General features: G+C 73.3%; 14 protein-coding genes. 7 read left to right on the plus strand and 7 right to left on the minus strand.

The window, feature by feature from the left end:
• Positions 1 to 81 precede the first annotated feature (81 nt).
• The gene (locus ACFW6B_RS27550; protein ID WP_386599889.1) at positions 82 to 1,086 is read right to left on the minus strand and encodes a zinc-binding dehydrogenase; all 1,005 of its coding nucleotides are present in this window, start codon (positions 1,084 to 1,086) and stop codon (positions 82 to 84) included.
• Positions 1,083 to 2,240, minus strand: a complete 1,158-nt coding sequence (locus tag ACFW6B_RS27555) for a mandelate racemase/muconate lactonizing enzyme family protein (RefSeq protein WP_386599890.1) — start codon at positions 2,238 to 2,240, stop codon at positions 1,083 to 1,085. Before ACFW6B_RS27555 ends, ACFW6B_RS27550 begins: the two co-directional genes overlap by 4 nt.
• Before the next feature lie 253 nt (positions 2,241 to 2,493).
• Between ACFW6B_RS27555 and ACFW6B_RS27560 the strand changes: the two genes are divergently transcribed.
• Entirely contained in the window at positions 2,494 to 3,243 is a 750-nt protein-coding gene (locus ACFW6B_RS27560) for a hypothetical protein (RefSeq protein ID WP_386599892.1), read from the plus strand.
• 124 nt (positions 3,244 to 3,367) lie between these two features.
• On the opposite strand, the gene ACFW6B_RS27565 is transcribed toward ACFW6B_RS27560, so the two are convergent.
• The gene (locus ACFW6B_RS27565; protein WP_386599894.1) at positions 3,368 to 3,829 is read right to left on the minus strand and encodes a MarR family winged helix-turn-helix transcriptional regulator; all 462 of its coding nucleotides are present in this window, start codon (positions 3,827 to 3,829) and stop codon (positions 3,368 to 3,370) included.
• Between the two features lie 107 nt (positions 3,830 to 3,936).
• Here ACFW6B_RS27565 and ACFW6B_RS27570 point away from each other — a divergent pair, with 107 nt between their 5' ends.
• Positions 3,937 to 4,959, plus strand: a complete 1,023-nt coding sequence (locus ACFW6B_RS27570; RefSeq protein ID WP_386599896.1) for an NADP-dependent oxidoreductase — start codon at positions 3,937 to 3,939, stop codon at positions 4,957 to 4,959.
• 157 nt (positions 4,960 to 5,116) lie between these two features.
• A complete protein-coding gene (locus ACFW6B_RS27575) occupies positions 5,117 to 5,953 on the plus strand; it encodes an EI24 domain-containing protein (RefSeq protein ID WP_386599898.1) in 837 nt (278 codons plus the stop codon).
• Between the two features lie 54 nt (positions 5,954 to 6,007).
• Here ACFW6B_RS27575 and ACFW6B_RS27580 read toward each other — a convergent pair whose 3' ends face one another.
• Positions 6,008 to 6,904 (minus strand): LysR family transcriptional regulator, encoded by an 897-nt coding sequence (locus ACFW6B_RS27580; protein WP_386600028.1) that lies wholly within the window; start codon positions 6,902 to 6,904, stop codon positions 6,008 to 6,010.
• Between the two features lie 178 nt (positions 6,905 to 7,082).
• Between ACFW6B_RS27580 and ACFW6B_RS27585 the strand changes: the two genes are divergently transcribed.
• From ACFW6B_RS27585 to ACFW6B_RS27595, 3 genes are all read left to right on the plus strand, one after another.
• On the plus strand, positions 7,083 to 7,412 hold the full coding sequence (locus ACFW6B_RS27585) for an NAD(P)-binding domain-containing protein (RefSeq protein ID WP_386599900.1): 330 nt from the start codon (positions 7,083 to 7,085) through the stop codon (positions 7,410 to 7,412).
• A gap of 9 nt (positions 7,413 to 7,421) precedes the next feature.
• The gene (locus ACFW6B_RS27590; RefSeq protein ID WP_386599902.1) at positions 7,422 to 7,865 is read left to right on the plus strand and encodes a RidA family protein; all 444 of its coding nucleotides are present in this window, start codon (positions 7,422 to 7,424) and stop codon (positions 7,863 to 7,865) included.
• A gap of 101 nt (positions 7,866 to 7,966) precedes the next feature.
• A complete protein-coding gene (locus tag ACFW6B_RS27595; RefSeq protein WP_386599904.1) occupies positions 7,967 to 10,468 on the plus strand; it encodes a beta-glucosidase in 2,502 nt (833 codons plus the stop codon).
• Between the two features lie 35 nt (positions 10,469 to 10,503).
• Here the strand turns inward: ACFW6B_RS27595 and ACFW6B_RS27600 are convergent, their stop codons facing one another.
• The 3 genes from ACFW6B_RS27600 to ACFW6B_RS27610 form a co-directional block, all read right to left on the minus strand.
• Complete coding sequence (locus ACFW6B_RS27600; protein ID WP_386599907.1) at positions 10,504 to 11,724, minus strand: RNA-guided endonuclease InsQ/TnpB family protein; 1,221 nt, start codon at positions 11,722 to 11,724, stop codon at positions 10,504 to 10,506.
• A 384-nt stretch (positions 11,725 to 12,108) separates the two neighbouring features.
• Entirely contained in the window at positions 12,109 to 13,080 is a 972-nt protein-coding gene (locus ACFW6B_RS27605; protein ID WP_386599909.1) for an aldose epimerase family protein, read from the minus strand.
• 10 nt (positions 13,081 to 13,090) lie between these two features.
• Positions 13,091 to 13,990 carry an SGNH/GDSL hydrolase family protein gene (locus tag ACFW6B_RS27610; protein WP_386599911.1) on the minus strand — a complete coding sequence of 300 codons (900 nt, stop codon included), beginning with the start codon at positions 13,988 to 13,990 and terminating at the stop codon, positions 13,091 to 13,093.
• A 308-nt stretch (positions 13,991 to 14,298) separates the two neighbouring features.
• Here ACFW6B_RS27610 and ACFW6B_RS27615 point away from each other — a divergent pair, with 308 nt between their 5' ends.
• Positions 14,299 to 14,793 carry a DUF3145 domain-containing protein gene (locus ACFW6B_RS27615; protein ID WP_386599913.1) on the plus strand — a complete coding sequence of 165 codons (495 nt, stop codon included), beginning with the start codon at positions 14,299 to 14,301 and terminating at the stop codon, positions 14,791 to 14,793.
• Positions 14,794 to 14,808: the final 15 nt, after the last annotated feature.

Genomic DNA, 14,808 nt, shown 5'->3' on the forward strand with positions numbered 1-14,808 from the left:
CGCGACGCTGGGCGCGCGAAGCCTGGTGCACGCCGGTACGGGGCCGTCAGGAAACCCCGTACCGGCGTGCGGCTCGGGTGGTCAGGGCTTCAGCAGGACCTTGCCGACCCGGGGATCACCGGAACCCACCAGCTCGATGGCCTCCGGGAAGGCGGCGAGCGGCAGCTCGTGCGTCACCAGCGGCGACGGGTCCAGCAGACCCGCTCCGAAGACCCGCACCGTGTGCGCCCAGGCCTCCGGCGGCGCCCCGAACACGGTGTGCACCTCCAGCTGCCGTACGACCAGGTCGGTCGGGTCCAGACCCTCGGCACCCGGCGCCGGGATCCCCGTGAGGACCAGGCGCCCGCCGCGCCGCAGCAGGGAGGCGGCGGTGCGCGCGGCGGACGCGGACCCGGCGGTCTCGACGACGACGTCGAAGTCGTCGGGCAGCTCCTGGTCCCTGGTGCGGAAGTCGGTGGCGCCGAACTCCTTCGACAGCGCGGCCCGGTCCGGGCGGGTGCCCACCACGAGGAGCTCGGCCGGAGAACCGGCCTTCAGGAACTGCACGGCGAACATCCCAAGCGTCCCGGTGCCCACCACGGCCACGCGCTCACCGGGCCGCGCGTCCGCCTTGAGCGCGGCGGCCGCGATGCAGGCGGCCGGCTCCAGCAGGGCGGCGGCGCTCAGGTCGGCGTCGTCGGGCAGGACGTGCAGCAGCCGGGCCGGCAGCGTCAGCGTGCCCGCCATGGCGCCGGGCACGGTGAAACCCGTCTCCTCGTACCCGGCCGTGCACAGCGTCGTCTCGCCCGCGTGGCAGCGGTCGCAGACCTGGCAGTTGCGGAAGCCCTCGCCGACGACCTTGCGGCCGACGAGCGACGCCGGGACGCCGGCGCCGACCTCCTCGACGGTCCCGGACCACTCGTGGCCGGGGGTCAGGGGATAGCGGACGTAGCCCTCGGGCCGGTTGCCCTGGTAGACCTCGCGGTCGCTGCCGCAGATGCCGACCGCGTGGACCCGTACGAGCGCCTCGCCCGCCGCGGGCCGGACCGGCTCGTGCGGGACCAGCCGGTGCTCGCCCGGGCCGTCGACGACGACAGCGGTGCTCACTTCGCCCCCTTGGGCCTGCGCTGCTCCCAGCCGTCGGCCCACAGGTCGAACCGGGCCTGCTGCTGCGGGAACTCGGCCGCCGCGTCGACGTCCAGCTCGACGCCGAGACCCGGCTCGTGGGACAGCTCGAAGTAGCCGTCCACGACCTGCGGGGCGCCCTTGACGACCTTCTTGATCTCCGCGTCGGCGAAGTCGTTGAAGTGCTCCAGGATCTTGAAGTTCGGCGAGGTGAAGCCGACCTGGAGGGAGGCCGCGGTCAGGACCGGCCCGCCGACGTTGTGCGGGGCGACCAGCATGTAGTGGGTCTCGGCGGTCGCGGCCAGTTTCCGGGTCTCCCAGATGCCGCCGATGTGGCCGACGTCGGGCTGGATGATGTCGACCGACTGGCTCTCGAAGAGCTCGCGGAACTCGATGCGGTCGTGGATCCGCTCGCCCGTGGCGAGGGGCATGTCGACCTTGGCGGCCACCTTCTCCAGTGCCTTCAGGTTCTCCGGCGGCACCGGCTCCTCCAGCCACGCGGGCTTGAAGGGCGCGAGCTCGTGGGCGAGGCGGACGGCGGTGGACGGCGAGAAGCGGCCGTGCATCTCCAGCATCAGCTCGGTCTCGGGCCCGATCGCGTCGCGCACCGCCTCGATGAGCGAGACCGAGTACAGCGTGGCCTCGTGGTCGAGCTCGAAGTGCCCGGTGCCGAAGGGGTCGATCTTGAGGGCCTTGTAGCCCCGCGCGACGACCTCCTGGGCGGCCTTGTGGTAGGCCTCCGGGGTCCGTTCGGTGGTGTACCAGCCGTTGGCGTACGCCTTGACCCTGTCGGTGACCTTGCCGCCGAGGAGCTGCCAGACCGGCACTCCGAGCGCCTTGCCCTTGATGTCCCAGCAGGCCATCTCGACGACCGCGATGCCGGACATCACGATCTCGCCGGCGCGCCCGTAGTCGCCGTACTTCATCCGGCGGACCAGATCCTCGACCGCGAACGGGTCGGAGCCGAGAATATGGTTGGCCTGCGCCTCGTGCAGATAGCCGATCAGCGCGTCGGTGTGGCCCAGCATGCGGGTCTCGCCGACCCCGGTGATGCCCTCGTCTGTGTGCACCTGGACGTAGGTCAGGTTCCGCCAGGGTGTCCCGACCACGTGTGTGGTGATTCCCGTGATGCGCACGGCAGATGCCCCCTGTGCTCTCAACTCTGTTCGAAATTTCGTCACATGTTCGAAATGTTGGCGTGACAGTAAGGACGCCGCCCGGGGGGTGTCAATGGGTCGCGCGCACAACGGTTCCGATGTGACGGGCGCAGGATGGCGGGAGGTCGTGGGTGGTGACGGGGCTCGGCGTGCCAGAACGCTGGATTCTTCACAACATCTTCACAACCGTGCCTAGGAACGTTACCGGCGGTGACCCTAGTCTTCCCGCGTCATGGACTACTGCCACGTGTGCCACAGGCACCTCAACGGCGCCCTCGCCTGTCCCGGGTGCGGCACCCCGGTCGACGAACTCGGCGAGGACGCCGAGGAGGCCGGCACGCGCGTGCCCGCGCACGCCGACGCGCGTCGCGGCGGGGACGGTGACGTCGAGCGGCGCTCCCGGCGGGCCGCGCGCCGGCGCGGGGGCCAGGTCCTGGACGCGGAGGCCGGTGGTCCGGACGAGCTGCGGGGCCCGAGGGCCCCGGGCGGCGGCCGGCGCGACCGCAAGGCCGCCGCGCACCGCCGGCGCCGCCGCCGCACCCTGTACGTCGCGGTGGGCTTCGTCCTCGCGGCCGCTGGTCTGAGCCTCGCCGAGGTCGGCGTCGACGCGCCCGGTATCGGCCCCGCCGCGGCGGAGTCGCCCGAAGGCCCGGCCTCGCCGACGGCGTCCTTGCTCAGGAAGGGCTCCCCCTCGGCGTCCCCCTCGGCCGTCCGTACGTCCGGCTCCTCGCCGTCGGCCTCCGCGTACGTCCCCGCTTCCGCGGCCTCCGCCACGGTGACGAGCGGGCGGAGCGCCGGGAGCGGCGGCTCCCCGGCCGCCGACACCCTCCCGGACGGGTCCGCCTCGGACCCGGCGACCGCCTCCCCGGCTCCCGGGACCTCGGCCCCCGCCGCCACGGACCCCACGGTGCCGGCGCCCGGGCCGACGCCCTCGCCCTCGGCCGACGACGACTGCAGCAGCTCCCTGTGGTGGTGCACGTAGGCGGGTCGCCCGGTACGAGGTGATCCGCCCCTTCCGGGGCGCCCCGGCCCGGTGCCGGGCGTGCGACGCGGTCGCCCGCCCGCCGTGCCGTCCCCGCCGCGCCGTCGAGGAGTGGCCCGCGGACTCAGGCGCCGTCGCCGGCCGTGCCCGGGGTCCCGCCCAGCATGCGGCGCAGCAGGTCGCGCAGGGCCAGCCTCTCCCGGTCCGAGAGCTCCGCCAGGGGCTCGCGGGCGAAGTCCAGCGAGTCGCGCAGCCCCCCGGCGATCCTGCGGCCCTCGGCCGTCGCCACCGCCAGTTTCACCCGGCGGTCCGCCGGGTCGGGGCGGCGCTCCACCAGCCCCCGGCTCTCCAGCCGGTCCACGATCCCCGTGACGTTCGACGGCTCGCACTTCAGTTTCTGCGCCAGACGGCGCATCGGCAGCGGCTCCAGCGAGAGCAGGCTCAGCAGCCGCGCCTGCGCCCCGGTGAGGGCGTGCCGGGCCGCCGCGTCCTCGTACTCGTCGTGGTAGCGGGCCACGACCGTGCCGATCAGCTCGACGACCTCCAGGGTCAAAGGGTCGATCCGTGGTCTCTTGTGGGTGGCCATGCCCCCGATCCTACCGCGTTACTTGACATCATGAAATATTCATGAGCATCGTTGTTTCAGGTAGTGAAGCATTAGCCGCTCGCCGGTCACCTGAAAGGCGCACCCTCATGTCCGAGACCCCCCAGCTCCCCTCCACCGGCCGTGAATGGCACCTGGTCAGCCGCCCGGTCGGCTTCCCCCAGCCCTCCGACTTCGCCCTGGTCGAGGCCGAGGTCCGGCAGCCGGGCCCGGGTGAGGTCCTGGTGCGCAACGCCTACGTCTCCGTCGACCCGTACATGCGCGGCCGGATGAGCGCCGCCAAGTCCTACGTCGCCCCCTTCGAGCTCGGCAAGACCATGCAGGGCGGCGCGGTCGGCGAGGTCATCGCCTCGAACGCCGAGGGCGTCGAGCCCGGCGACCACGTGCTGCACTTCCTCGGCTGGCGCGAGTACGCCGTCGTGAAGGCCGAGCAGGCCGTCAAGGTGGACCCGGGGGCCGCGCCGCTGTCGACGTACCTCGGCGTCCTCGGCATGACCGGCCTCACCGCGTACGCCGGCCTGCTGCGCACCGCCTCCTTCAAGGAGGGCGACTCCGTCTTCGTGTCCGGCGCCGCCGGTGCCGTCGGCAGCCAGGTGGGCCAGATCGCCCGGCTCAAGGGCGCCTCGCGCGTCATCGGCTCGGCCGGGTCCGACGACAAGGTCAAGCTGCTCGTCGAGGAGTACGGCTTCGACGCGGCCTTCAACTACAAGAACGGCCCCGTCTCCCAGCAGCTGCGCGAGGCCGCGCCCGACGGCGTCGACGTCTACTTCGACAACGTGGGCGGTGACCACCTGGAGGCGGCCATCGGCTCGCTGAACCGGGACGGCCGCATCGCGGTCTGCGGCATGATCTCCGTCTACAACGCCACCGAGCCCGCCCCGGGCCCGCGGAACCTCGCCCGGCTGATCCAGACCCGCGGCCGCATCGAGGGCTTCCTCGTCGGCGACCACTACGACCTCCAGCCGGAGTTCGTGCGGGAGGTCGGCGCCTGGATCCGCTCCGGCGAACTGAAGTACACCGAGACGGTCGTCGAGGGCATCGAGAACAACCTGGAGGCGTTCTTCGGCGTCCTGCGCGGCGACAACGTCGGAAAGATGATCGTCAAGCTCTGACCCGGGAGGGGCGGCGGGCCGGGGACACCGGCCCGCCGCGGAGCCGGCGGCTGAACGGGGAGCGGGTGACCGCCGCGGAGGCGACGGCCGGCCCGGGAAGGGCGGCCTCCGCCACCGCGGGCTGTGGTCCGGCGCGGCGCCCCGATAGGGTCTTCCCATGCGCGATCTTGGGGTGGGCTTCGGTTATCTGCTGCGCGGCCAGCGGTGGGTGGCCCGGCACGGGAAGAGTTTCGGGTTCGGGCTGCTGCCGGGACTCATCACGCTCGTCCTCTACGCGGCGGCGCTCGTCGCCCTCGCCGTGTACGGGGAGGACTTCGTCACCTGGGCGACGCCGTTCGCCGACGACTGGAGCAGCCCCTGGGAAGGACTCTTCCGCGCCTTCCTCACCGTCGTCCTGTTCGCCCTGGCCCTGCTCCTCTCCGTCCTCACCTTCACCGCGGTCACCCTGCTCGTCGGCCAGCCCTTCTACGAGAGCCTCTCGGAGCAGGTCGACCGCGACGTCTCCCCGGACGGCACGGCCCCCGAGTCCGGACTGCCGCTGTGGCGCGAGCTGTGGATCTCCGCCCGCGACAGCGTCCGCATCCTCGTGCGGGCCCTCGTGTGGGGCGTCCTCCTCTTCGCGCTCGGCTTCGTCCCGCTCGTCGGCCAGACCGTCGTCCCGGTGCTCGGCTTCTTCGTCACGGGCTTCTTCCTCACCGAGGAACTCGTCGCCGTCGCCCTCCAGCGCCGCGACGTCGACCTCCGGGCGCGCCTCGCCCTGCTCCGCTCCCGCAAGACCCTGGTCTGGGGCTTCGGCACCCCGCTGGGCCTCGCCTTCCTCGTCCCGTTCGTCGCGGTGTTCCTGATGCCGGGGGCCGTCGCGGGCGCCACGCTGATGGCCCGGGACCTGCTCGGCGAGGAGATCCGCGAGGGCGACGCGGACGAGGACCCCGAGAACCCCGAGGACTTCGAGGGCTCCGCGGAGGCGTCCCGGGCGCGGAGCGCCACCCCGTGACCGGGACACGCGCCGCCCTCGCCCCGCCCCGCTGACCGGGCGGGATCCCGCCGCTCAGCGGGGAATCCCCGCCGCCGACTCCCGCAGCGCGGCCAGGAACGCCCGCGCCGCCGGTGTCAGGGACCGCCCCCGCACCGTCGCCGCGTACACCGCCCGGGCCGGGGCCTCCTCGTCGAGCACGGGCAGGAGCGCGATGTCCGGGCGTACGGACTCGGCGGCGAGCGCGGGGATCAGGGCCACCCCGAGTCCGGCCGCCACGAACCCCTGCTTGGCGGTCCACTCGGCGACCACATGCGCCACCCGCGGCCGGAACCCGTGCCGCAGCGCGGCGTCGAGCAGGGTGCCCTCGGGGCGGGGGCTGCCCGATATCCAGTCGGCGTCGGCGAGCTGGGGCAGGCGCACGGACGGCTCCCCGGCGAGCGGGTGGCCGGCGGGGACGGCGACGTAGAGGGACTCGTCGAGCAGATGGTGCAGGCAGTGGCCGTCCAGCCGGGGGCGGCCCGTCGTCGAGACGACCGCCAGATCGAGACGGCCGGCGCTCAGCAGGTCCAGCAGGGCGGGGGTGAGGTCCTGCCTGCGGGTGAGCAGGACCGCGGGGTGCCGGGCGCGGAACGCCGCGATCGCCCGGGGCACCAGCGCCGTGTCCGCCGAGGCGAAGGACCCCACCCGCAGCCGTCCGCCCGCCGCCTCCCGCAGCGCGGCCAGCTCGCGCCCGGCCCCGCGCAGCCGCTCCACCACCGCCTCGGCGTGCGGTACGAGGACCCGGCCGGCCTCCGTCAGCCGTACGCCCCGGGGCAGCCGGTCGAAGAGCGGCGCCCCTCCGAGCGCCGCCTCCAGCGCGGAGATCTGGCGTGACACCGCGGACTGCGTCCACCCGAGGGTCCGGGCGGCCACGGTGAACGAACCGTGCCGCGCGACGTCGAGGAAGACCCGCAGCCAGACGGTGGACAGGTCGGGAGCGGCGAAGAAGCCCGAGCCGTCCGCGCCCCCGCCGTACGGCTCCGCCTCCGGGCCGTCCGCGTCGCGCGCGGCGGGGTCGTGAGGGGCGGCGGAGTCATGCTGATTCGGCATGGAGGACATGCTAGACATTCGCTTGTCGCATCACCGGGCCGCGCCTAGCGTCCCGTGCATGGAAAAGATCGCCTTGCTCGGACTGGGGCACATGGGCTCCGCCATGGCCCGCCGACTCCTCGGCGCACAGCACCCGTTGACGGTGTGGAACCGCACGCCCGCGAAGGCCGGCCCGCTCGTCGGGGCGGGCGCCGTCGGCCGCGCCTTCGCCGAAGGCGTGCACTTCGGCACCGCACTCGCCGTGAAGGACCTCGCGCTCGCCACGGAACGGGCCCGGCTCCCTGCCGTGGAAGCCGCGCTGGAGCACTACCGGCACGCCGCCGAGGACCCGGCCGCGGCCGACGAGGACATCGCGCGGGCCGTCACCCGCATCCGGAACCCCGCCTGAGAGGACGTCATGCGCGTCACGCTCGACAGCCCGGCCTCCGCGCCGCAGCCCGCCAACGCCTACTACTCCCAGGTCGCCCGCGTCGAACTCCCGGGCCAGGGAGCCCTCCTGTACCTCTCGGGTCAGGTCGCGGACGGCCCCGACCTCGCCACCCAGAGCCGCGGCGTCTTCGAGACGATCGCCGCGCTGCTCGACGCGCACGGCGCGACCCTCGACGACGTCATCAACATCCGCACGTATCTGACCGACATCGGCGGACTGCACGAATACGGCGCCGTACGCCGGGAGTTCCTCACGGGAACGGCCCCGACCAGCATGACCTTCGAGGTCGCGCGCCTGTTCGAGCCGGACGCCCTCGTCGAGGTCGAGGTCGTCGCGGCCGTCGGCGCCGGACCGCGGGACCGAAGGCCGTCCGGCACCGGGGCGGGCGGGGAGCGGCGCGCTCCGGCGTGATCCCGTCCGGAAGCCGCTCCCCGCCACTCGGCAGGCGGCGGGCGCCCGTTGCACGATGTGGGGACGGGGAGACCGACGGCTTTCGACGAGGAGGGACCGCCATGGCGGACACCGAGGTGGGGACGGCGAAGGACCCGGAGGGCGCGCGGGCGGACGCGGCCCGCGAGGCCGTCGTCGAGGCGGCACTCGGCCGGCTCGGCCTGGACGCGAAGGCCCGGCTGCTGTCCGGGCGGAACATGTGGACGCTGCCCGCGCTCCCCGAGATCGGGCTGAGCTCCCTCGTCATGTCCGACGGCCCGATCGGCGTCCGGGGCGTCCGCTGGACCGCCGACGACCCCTCCGTCGCGCTCCCCTCGCCCACCGCGCTCGCCGCCTCCTGGGACCCGGACCTGGCCCGCCGCGCCGGCGTGCTGCTCGCCCAGGAGGCGCGCCGCAAGGGTGTCCACGTCCTGCTCGCCCCCACCGTCAACCTCCACCGCTCACCCCTCGGCGGCCGCCACTTCGAGGCGTACAGCGAGGACCCGCTCCTGACCGGCGAGATCGGCAGCGGCTACGTCCGGGGGGTGCAGTCCGGCGGGGTCGCCACCACCGTCAAGCACTTCGTCGCCAACGACGCCGAGACCGACCGCTTCACGGTGGACAACCTCGTCTCCGAACGCGCCCTGCGCGAGCTGTACCTGGCCCCCTTCGAGACCATCGTCGAGAAGGCCCGCCCGTGGGGTGTCATGACCGCCTACAACTCGGTCAACGGCACGACCATGAGCGAGCACGGCCGGCTCGTGAACGGGGTCCTGCGCGGCGAATGGGGCTTCGACGGGTTCAACGTCTCCGACTGGACGGCCGCCCGCTCCACCACGGCCGCGATCGAGGGCGGCCTCGACGTCGCCATGCCCGGCCCCCTGACCGTCTACGGGGAACCGCTCGCCGCCGCCGTGCGCGCGGGCGAGGTCGAGGAGGCCACGGTCGACACGGCCGTCCGCAACGTGCTCCGGCTCGCCGCCCGCGTCGGCGCGCTGGAGGGCGCCGAGCCCGTCGTGACCGAGGTCCCGGCGCCCGTGGACGGGCCGGCGCTGGCCCGCGAGGTGGCCCGCCGCGGCTTCGTCCTCGTCCGCAACGAGGGCGCCCTGCCGCTCCCCGAGGGGCACCGGGTCGCCCTCGTCGGCGCCGCCGCCCGCGACGCCCGTGTCCTCGGCGGCGGCTCGGCCACCGTGTTCCCCGCCCGGATCGTCTCGCCCCTCGACGGCCTCACCGCCGCTCTCCCCGAGGGTGGTGTGACGTACGCCCTCGGCGCCGACCTCGTCGTCGAACTCCCCGTCGCCGACAAGGGGTTCGAGCTGCGCGCGGTCTGCCGGGACGCCACCGGCGAGGCCATCGCCACCGTCTCCGTCCCGAACGGCCAGATCAAGTGGACGGGCGACGACCTGCCCGAGGGGGTCGCCCTCCCGCGGCCCGCCGGCTCCGCCCGGGCCGCGGACGCCCCCGGCACCCTCCACAGCGTCGAACTCACCGGCACCTTCACCCCGCGCGTCAGCGGCCCGCACACCTTCGGCACCAAGGGCCTCGGCGCGTTCACCCTCACCGTCGACGGCACGACGTACTACGACGACGTCCACGGCGCGGGCCAGGACGACCCGTTCGTGACGTTCTTCGGCGCCCCCGTCGCCCGCGGCCGGGCCGAACTCACCGCGGGCGAACCGGTGGAGGTCTCCCTCACCCACGTCGTCACGGTCCCCCGGGACGGCAGGGCGAAGGCCGTCGGCTTCTCCCTCGCCCACCAGGAACCCGTGCGCGACGCGGACGAACTGATCGCCGAGGCCGCCCGGGCGGCCCGCGCCGCCGACACCGCCGTCGTCGTGGTCGCCACCACCGAACGCGTCGAGTCCGAGGGCTTCGACCGCGCGGACCTCGGGCTCCCCGGCCGCCAGGACGACCTGGTCCGCGCCGTGGCCGCCGCCAACCCGAACACCGTCGTCGTCGTCAACTCCGGCTCCCCGGTGGAACTCCCGTGGCGTGACGAGGTCGCCGCCGTGCTCCTGAGCTGGTTCCCGGGCCAGGAGGGCGGCGCCGCCCTCGCCGACGTCCTCACCGGCGCCCACGAGCCGGGCGGCCGCCTCCCCACCACCTGGGGCTCCCTGGCCGACGCCCCGGTCACCCGGGTCCGTCCCGTCGACGGGGAACTCCCGTACACCGAGGACGTGTTCATCGGCTACCGCGCCTGGGAGAAGGAGGGCAGGACCCCCTCGTACCCCTTCGGGCACGGCCTCGGCTACACCGACTGGACGTACGAGTCCGTCGAGGCCGAGGGCACGACCGTCACCGTCCGCCTCCGCAACTCCGGCCGGAGGGCCGGGCGCGAGGTCGTCCAGGTCTACCTCGCCCCGGTCGACCCCGGCACCGACCGGCCCGCGCGGGTGCTCGCCGGATTCGCCGGGGTCGAGGCCGCGCCCGGGGAGAGCGTCGAGGCCGTCGTGGAACTCCCGCGCCGCGCCTTCGAGATCTGGGACACCGCCACGGACACCTGGGCGTTCGTGAAGGGTTCGTACGAGGTTCAGGCAGGTCGTTCCCTTGTGGACCGCCGTCTGAGCACGATCGTCGAGGCTTGAATCCTCCCCCTCATGAATGAGAGGGGATTCCTGGCTCAGGCCGCCTCTGGGAGCGGCGCTCCCGGAGGTCTTGCGCCGTCGGCACCAGCCGGGTTGAGACCAGCCCGGACGAGCATCACGCGGGCGGAGTTCTTGTCTCTGGGGGAGACGGCTCCGCACGCGGTGCAGGTATACGTTCGTTGTGACAGCGGCAGTGTGTGCTTGGTTCTCGCTCCGCACTGCGCGCAGTCCATGGTGGTGTGGGCCGGGTGCACCAGGTGCACGATCCGGCAGTGCTTGCGGGCCATCTCCAGCAGGGCCGTCTTCGTGGCGCCGATCGCCGCGTCAGCGGCCTTGCGGGCCATCGTCGACTTCGCCAGGAACTTCGGGCGGAAGTCCTCCACGGCGATCGCGTCGTGGTCGGTCACGACCTTCTTCGCCCATTTACGAGCGGTGTCCTGGCGCTGCCGGGCGATCTTGGCGTAGGTCTTCGCCCGCCGATTCTTCGCCTGACGGTAGCCCTTGGATCCGGCCTGTCCCTTCTTCGGTTTGCGGCGGGCCATCATGCGGTCGTACCGGGACAACCGGGTCCGGGCCTTCTTCCCGTGCTGCGGATGGGGGAGATCGTGGGCGTCGGACGTGGTGGTCGCGATCTCCCGTACGCCCCAGTCGACGCCGATCACCCGGCCGGTCCGAGGCAGCGGTTGCACCTCGGCGGGGACCATGAACGAGGCATACCAGTGCCCCAGGCTGTCCTGGTACACGCGGACTGAGGAGGGTGCGGCGGGCAGTTCCCGCGACCATACCGGGGTGAGGACGATGCCCCCGGCCAGGTGCAGGCGGCCGTCCGTCAGGCGGAACCCGCGCTTCGTGTAGTTCAGGCTCGGCAGCGCCTCGCGCTTGGTCTTCCAGGTCGGCATCCCGGCCCGCTGTCGTTGCGGAAGCCGCTCGCGGATGTCCTTCAGTGCTTTCGTCCGGGACTTGCCGAAGTCGCGGATGATCTGCTGTTGCGGCACCGAACTGCCGTCGCGCAGCCACGGGGTGCGGGCGCGGGCCCCGGTGAGCATCTTGTCGAGTTGGGCCGGGCCGCACGTCTCTTTGTCGGTGCCGTCGGGCCGGGTCCTGTTGTGGGCGTGGACCTGCTGGGACTTGGCCACACTCTCGTTCCAGATCCACCGGCACCGGTCCCACTCCGCCTCCAGCGCGGCGCGTGCGGTGGACGACACCCGAAGGCGGTAGGTGTAGCGGGCATGCCCCACCTCCTCGGCCTCCCCCACTTCCGCCGCCCCTCTCACCCCTTCGCCTCACCCCGGACCGCGCTACCGCAGCCCCCGGTTCCCTCAACGCGACCGTACGTGCGAGGCCCGCACGCACATGCCCAATCGCGCGACCATCACTCCAACCGGTGATCATGGGTGCGCGCGTTCGCATTCCCCGGCTCTGCCTGGCAGCCATGCGGGTGCTCCGCGCCCACGGACCGCAGGCGGCGGCGCTCCGCGCCGCAACACCGGGATGCGATTCATCCCCGGCGTGAACGCCGGGGCATCCTCGCAAGAAGGAGGTGAACAGCGCCCCCCTTCGGCCGGCCCCGGCCCGGAACCTGACCTCCGGACCGGGGCTCGCCGTTTTCCCTGGCGCACCGAGAGCCGGCGCACCGAGAACTAGCGCACCGAGAACCCGTACACCGTCTCGGAGCGGAACACCCCGCCCGGCCGCAGCTCGGTGCTCGGGAAGTCCGGCCGGTTCGGGGAGTCGGGGAAGTGCTGCGTCTCCAGCGCGATGCCGTCGTTCGGGGCGAACGGGTCGCCCAGGTGGTCCGCGGTGTAGAGCTGGAGACCGGGCTCGGTCGTCGCGACCGTCAGCACCCGCCCGGACGCCGGGTCGTACAGCTCGGCCACCTCCACGGGAGCGCCGGTGACCCCCTTGTCCAGCACGTAGTTGTGGTCGTACCCCGCGCCGGTCTTGCGGGGCTCACGGAAGTCGAAGCGGGTGCCCTCGACCGGGTCGAGCTCCCCGGTCGGGACGAGGTTCTCGTCCACCCTGGTCAACCGCGAGGCGTCGAGCCGCAGTTCGTGCCCGAGCGCGCTGCCGGATCCGGCGAGGTTCCAGTACGTGTGGTTCGTCAGGTTCACCACGGTCGGCGCGTCGGTGACCGCCTCGTAGGCGATCCGCAGCGCGCCCCGCTCGTCGAGCGTGTACGCCGCCGAGACCTCCAGACGTCCCGGGAAGCCCTCCTCGCCGTCCGGGCTGACCCGGGAGAGCCGGACCCCGTGTTCGAGCGGCTCCGCGTCCCACACGCGCTTGTCGAAACCGCCGGGGCCGCCGTGCAGCGAGCTGGGCCCGTCGTTCGGCTCCAGGGGGTAGGCCACCCCGTCCAGCGTGAAGCGCGCGCCCCCGATCCGGTTCGCGTACCGCCCGACCAGCGCGCCGAGGTACGGCTCGGGATGGGCCGTGTAACCCTCCAGGGCGGAGAAGCCCAGGGTCACGTCCACGGCCCGCCCGGCCCGGTCCGGCACCTCGGCCGACTGCACGATCCCGCCGTACGTGAGCACACGCACCCGGACCCCGGCGCGCTCCAGCGTCCAGCGGTGGACCGGGGTGCCGTCGGAAAGTGTGCCGAAAAGTTCACTCATGAGGGAAACCCTAGGACACGGGTTCGCGTGCCGTGACGGTCCGGTAGGCGATCTCCGCGAGCCGCGCCTGGCCGTCCCTGCTCGGGTGGAACCAGTCCCAGTGACTGAGCTGGTCCGTGCCGAAGCGGTAGTCGAAGACGGCGTTCCCGTCGAAGCGGCAGCGCCGGTCCTTGGCGCACACCTCGCGCAGCACCTGGTTGTACGCCTTCACCCGGTCCTGCACCTGACTCCGCCTGAGGGTCGCCGCCGCGTTCAGCGAGTCCGCGTCCCCGAGCATCGAGGGGCAGATGCCCAGCTTCCACACCTGCTTGCCCAGCGGACTGCCCCGCCCCTCGGACCAGAGCCGCTTCAGGTCCGGCACGCTCGACACGTACACCTGGGTCCTGGGCAGGGCGGCGCGCAGCGTGCCCATGGCCTCCTGGAACTCCGCGCGGAAGTCGGCGACGGGCGTCATCGCCGAGGCGGAGGACCGGCAGGCGTCGTTGGCGCCCGCCATCACCGTGACCAGCTCGGGCTTCCGGGCCGCCGCCCGTTCCATCTGGCCGGGAAGGTCGGCCATCCGTGCGCCGGTCACCGCGTAGTTCCAGCTCCGCTCGGCCGCCCCGGCCGTGCCGAGCAGCCGTACGGCGAGGGAGCCGACCCGGGGATCGCTGCCGGTCGCCCACGACACCTCGGGGCAGTCGGACAGCACGCTGCACGCGTCGAAGCCGCGCGTGATGGAGTCGCCGACCGCGGCCACGGAGTCCGGGCTGCGGTCCCACAGGGGCGGCTTCGGGGACGGCCGGGCCCTCGTGCTCCCGCCGGGCGAGGCGGGGTCGCCACCGCCGGAGTCGCACGCGGCGACGCCCAGGAGGGCCGCCGCCGCGACGGCGGCCAGGACGGACCGCGAACGGTGGCTGCGATTCCGCATCCCCTGGTCTCCTCGTTCGTTGTACAGGGTTGGTCGGCACCCGCTCCACGCGGTCGGTCGCACCACGTCGTACACGGTCGGTCACACCGCGTTCCGCGGTGCGGCCGGCTCCGCCCGGGAGGCGGGCCCGGACCCTCGACAGGGGAGTCCGGACACGTCCCGCCGGGTGAAACCTCGGAGGTTCACGGCGCTTGGACCGACGGTACGTCACACTCCTTGCGCCGCCGCAGGGTAGCCTCGCCACGTGGCCGCCCTGCCACTGCCGTTCCGCTAAGTTACAAGATGTCTCGCTCTGTCCGGAGGCCCCAGTGACGACACGTGGAGTTCTCTACGTGCACTCCGCGCCCCGCGCGTTGTGTCCGCATGTCGAGTGGGCGGTCGCGGGGGTGCTCGGCACACGCGTCAACCTCGACTGGATCCGGCAGCCCGCCGCGCCGGGCACCTGGAGATCCGAGTTCTCCTGGAAGGGCGAGGTCGGCACCGCGTCCAAGCTCGCCTCCGCGCTGCGCGGCTGGCACCTGCTGCGCTTCGAGGTGACCGCCGAACCCTGCCCCACCGCCGAGGGGGAGCGCTACAGCTGCACCCCCGAACTCGGCATCTTCCACGCCGTCACCGGCATCCACGGCGACATCCTCATCCCCGAGGACCGGCTGCGCGCCGCGCTGCTGCGCTCCCAGCGCGGCGAGAGCGACCTGGAGGCCGACCTCGCCAGACTCCTCGGCAAGCCCTGGGACGACGAGCTGGAGCCCTTCCGCTACGCGGGCGAGGGCGCCCCGGTCCGCTGGCTCCACCAGGTGGTGTGACGCCCGGCGCGACGC

The sequence above is a fragment of the Streptomyces sp. NPDC058751 genome (genome assembly GCF_042746485.1).
Lineage (GTDB): Bacteria > Actinomycetota > Actinomycetes > Streptomycetales > Streptomycetaceae > Streptomyces.

What these genes read in the sequence shown, in the direction of transcription:
- ACFW6B_RS27560 (WP_386599892.1), top strand. Translation starts at nt 2,494, where the DNA reads ATGGACTACTGCCACGTGTGCCACAGGCACCTCAACGGCGCCCTCGCC.
- ACFW6B_RS27565 (WP_386599894.1), bottom strand. Translation starts at nt 3,829, where the DNA reads ATGGCCACCCACAAGAGACCACGGATCGACCCTTTGACCCTGGAGGTC.
- ACFW6B_RS27570 (WP_386599896.1), top strand. Translation starts at nt 3,937, where the DNA reads ATGTCCGAGACCCCCCAGCTCCCCTCCACCGGCCGTGAATGGCACCTG.
- ACFW6B_RS27575 (WP_386599898.1), top strand. Translation starts at nt 5,117, where the DNA reads ATGCGCGATCTTGGGGTGGGCTTCGGTTATCTGCTGCGCGGCCAGCGG.
- ACFW6B_RS27585 (WP_386599900.1), top strand. Translation starts at nt 7,083, where the DNA reads ATGGAAAAGATCGCCTTGCTCGGACTGGGGCACATGGGCTCCGCCATG.
- ACFW6B_RS27590 (WP_386599902.1), top strand. Translation starts at nt 7,422, where the DNA reads ATGCGCGTCACGCTCGACAGCCCGGCCTCCGCGCCGCAGCCCGCCAAC.
- ACFW6B_RS27595 (WP_386599904.1), top strand. Translation starts at nt 7,967, where the DNA reads ATGGCGGACACCGAGGTGGGGACGGCGAAGGACCCGGAGGGCGCGCGG.
- ACFW6B_RS27605 (WP_386599909.1), bottom strand. Translation starts at nt 13,080, where the DNA reads ATGAGTGAACTTTTCGGCACACTTTCCGACGGCACCCCGGTCCACCGC.
- ACFW6B_RS27610 (WP_386599911.1), bottom strand. Translation starts at nt 13,990, where the DNA reads ATGCGGAATCGCAGCCACCGTTCGCGGTCCGTCCTGGCCGCCGTCGCG.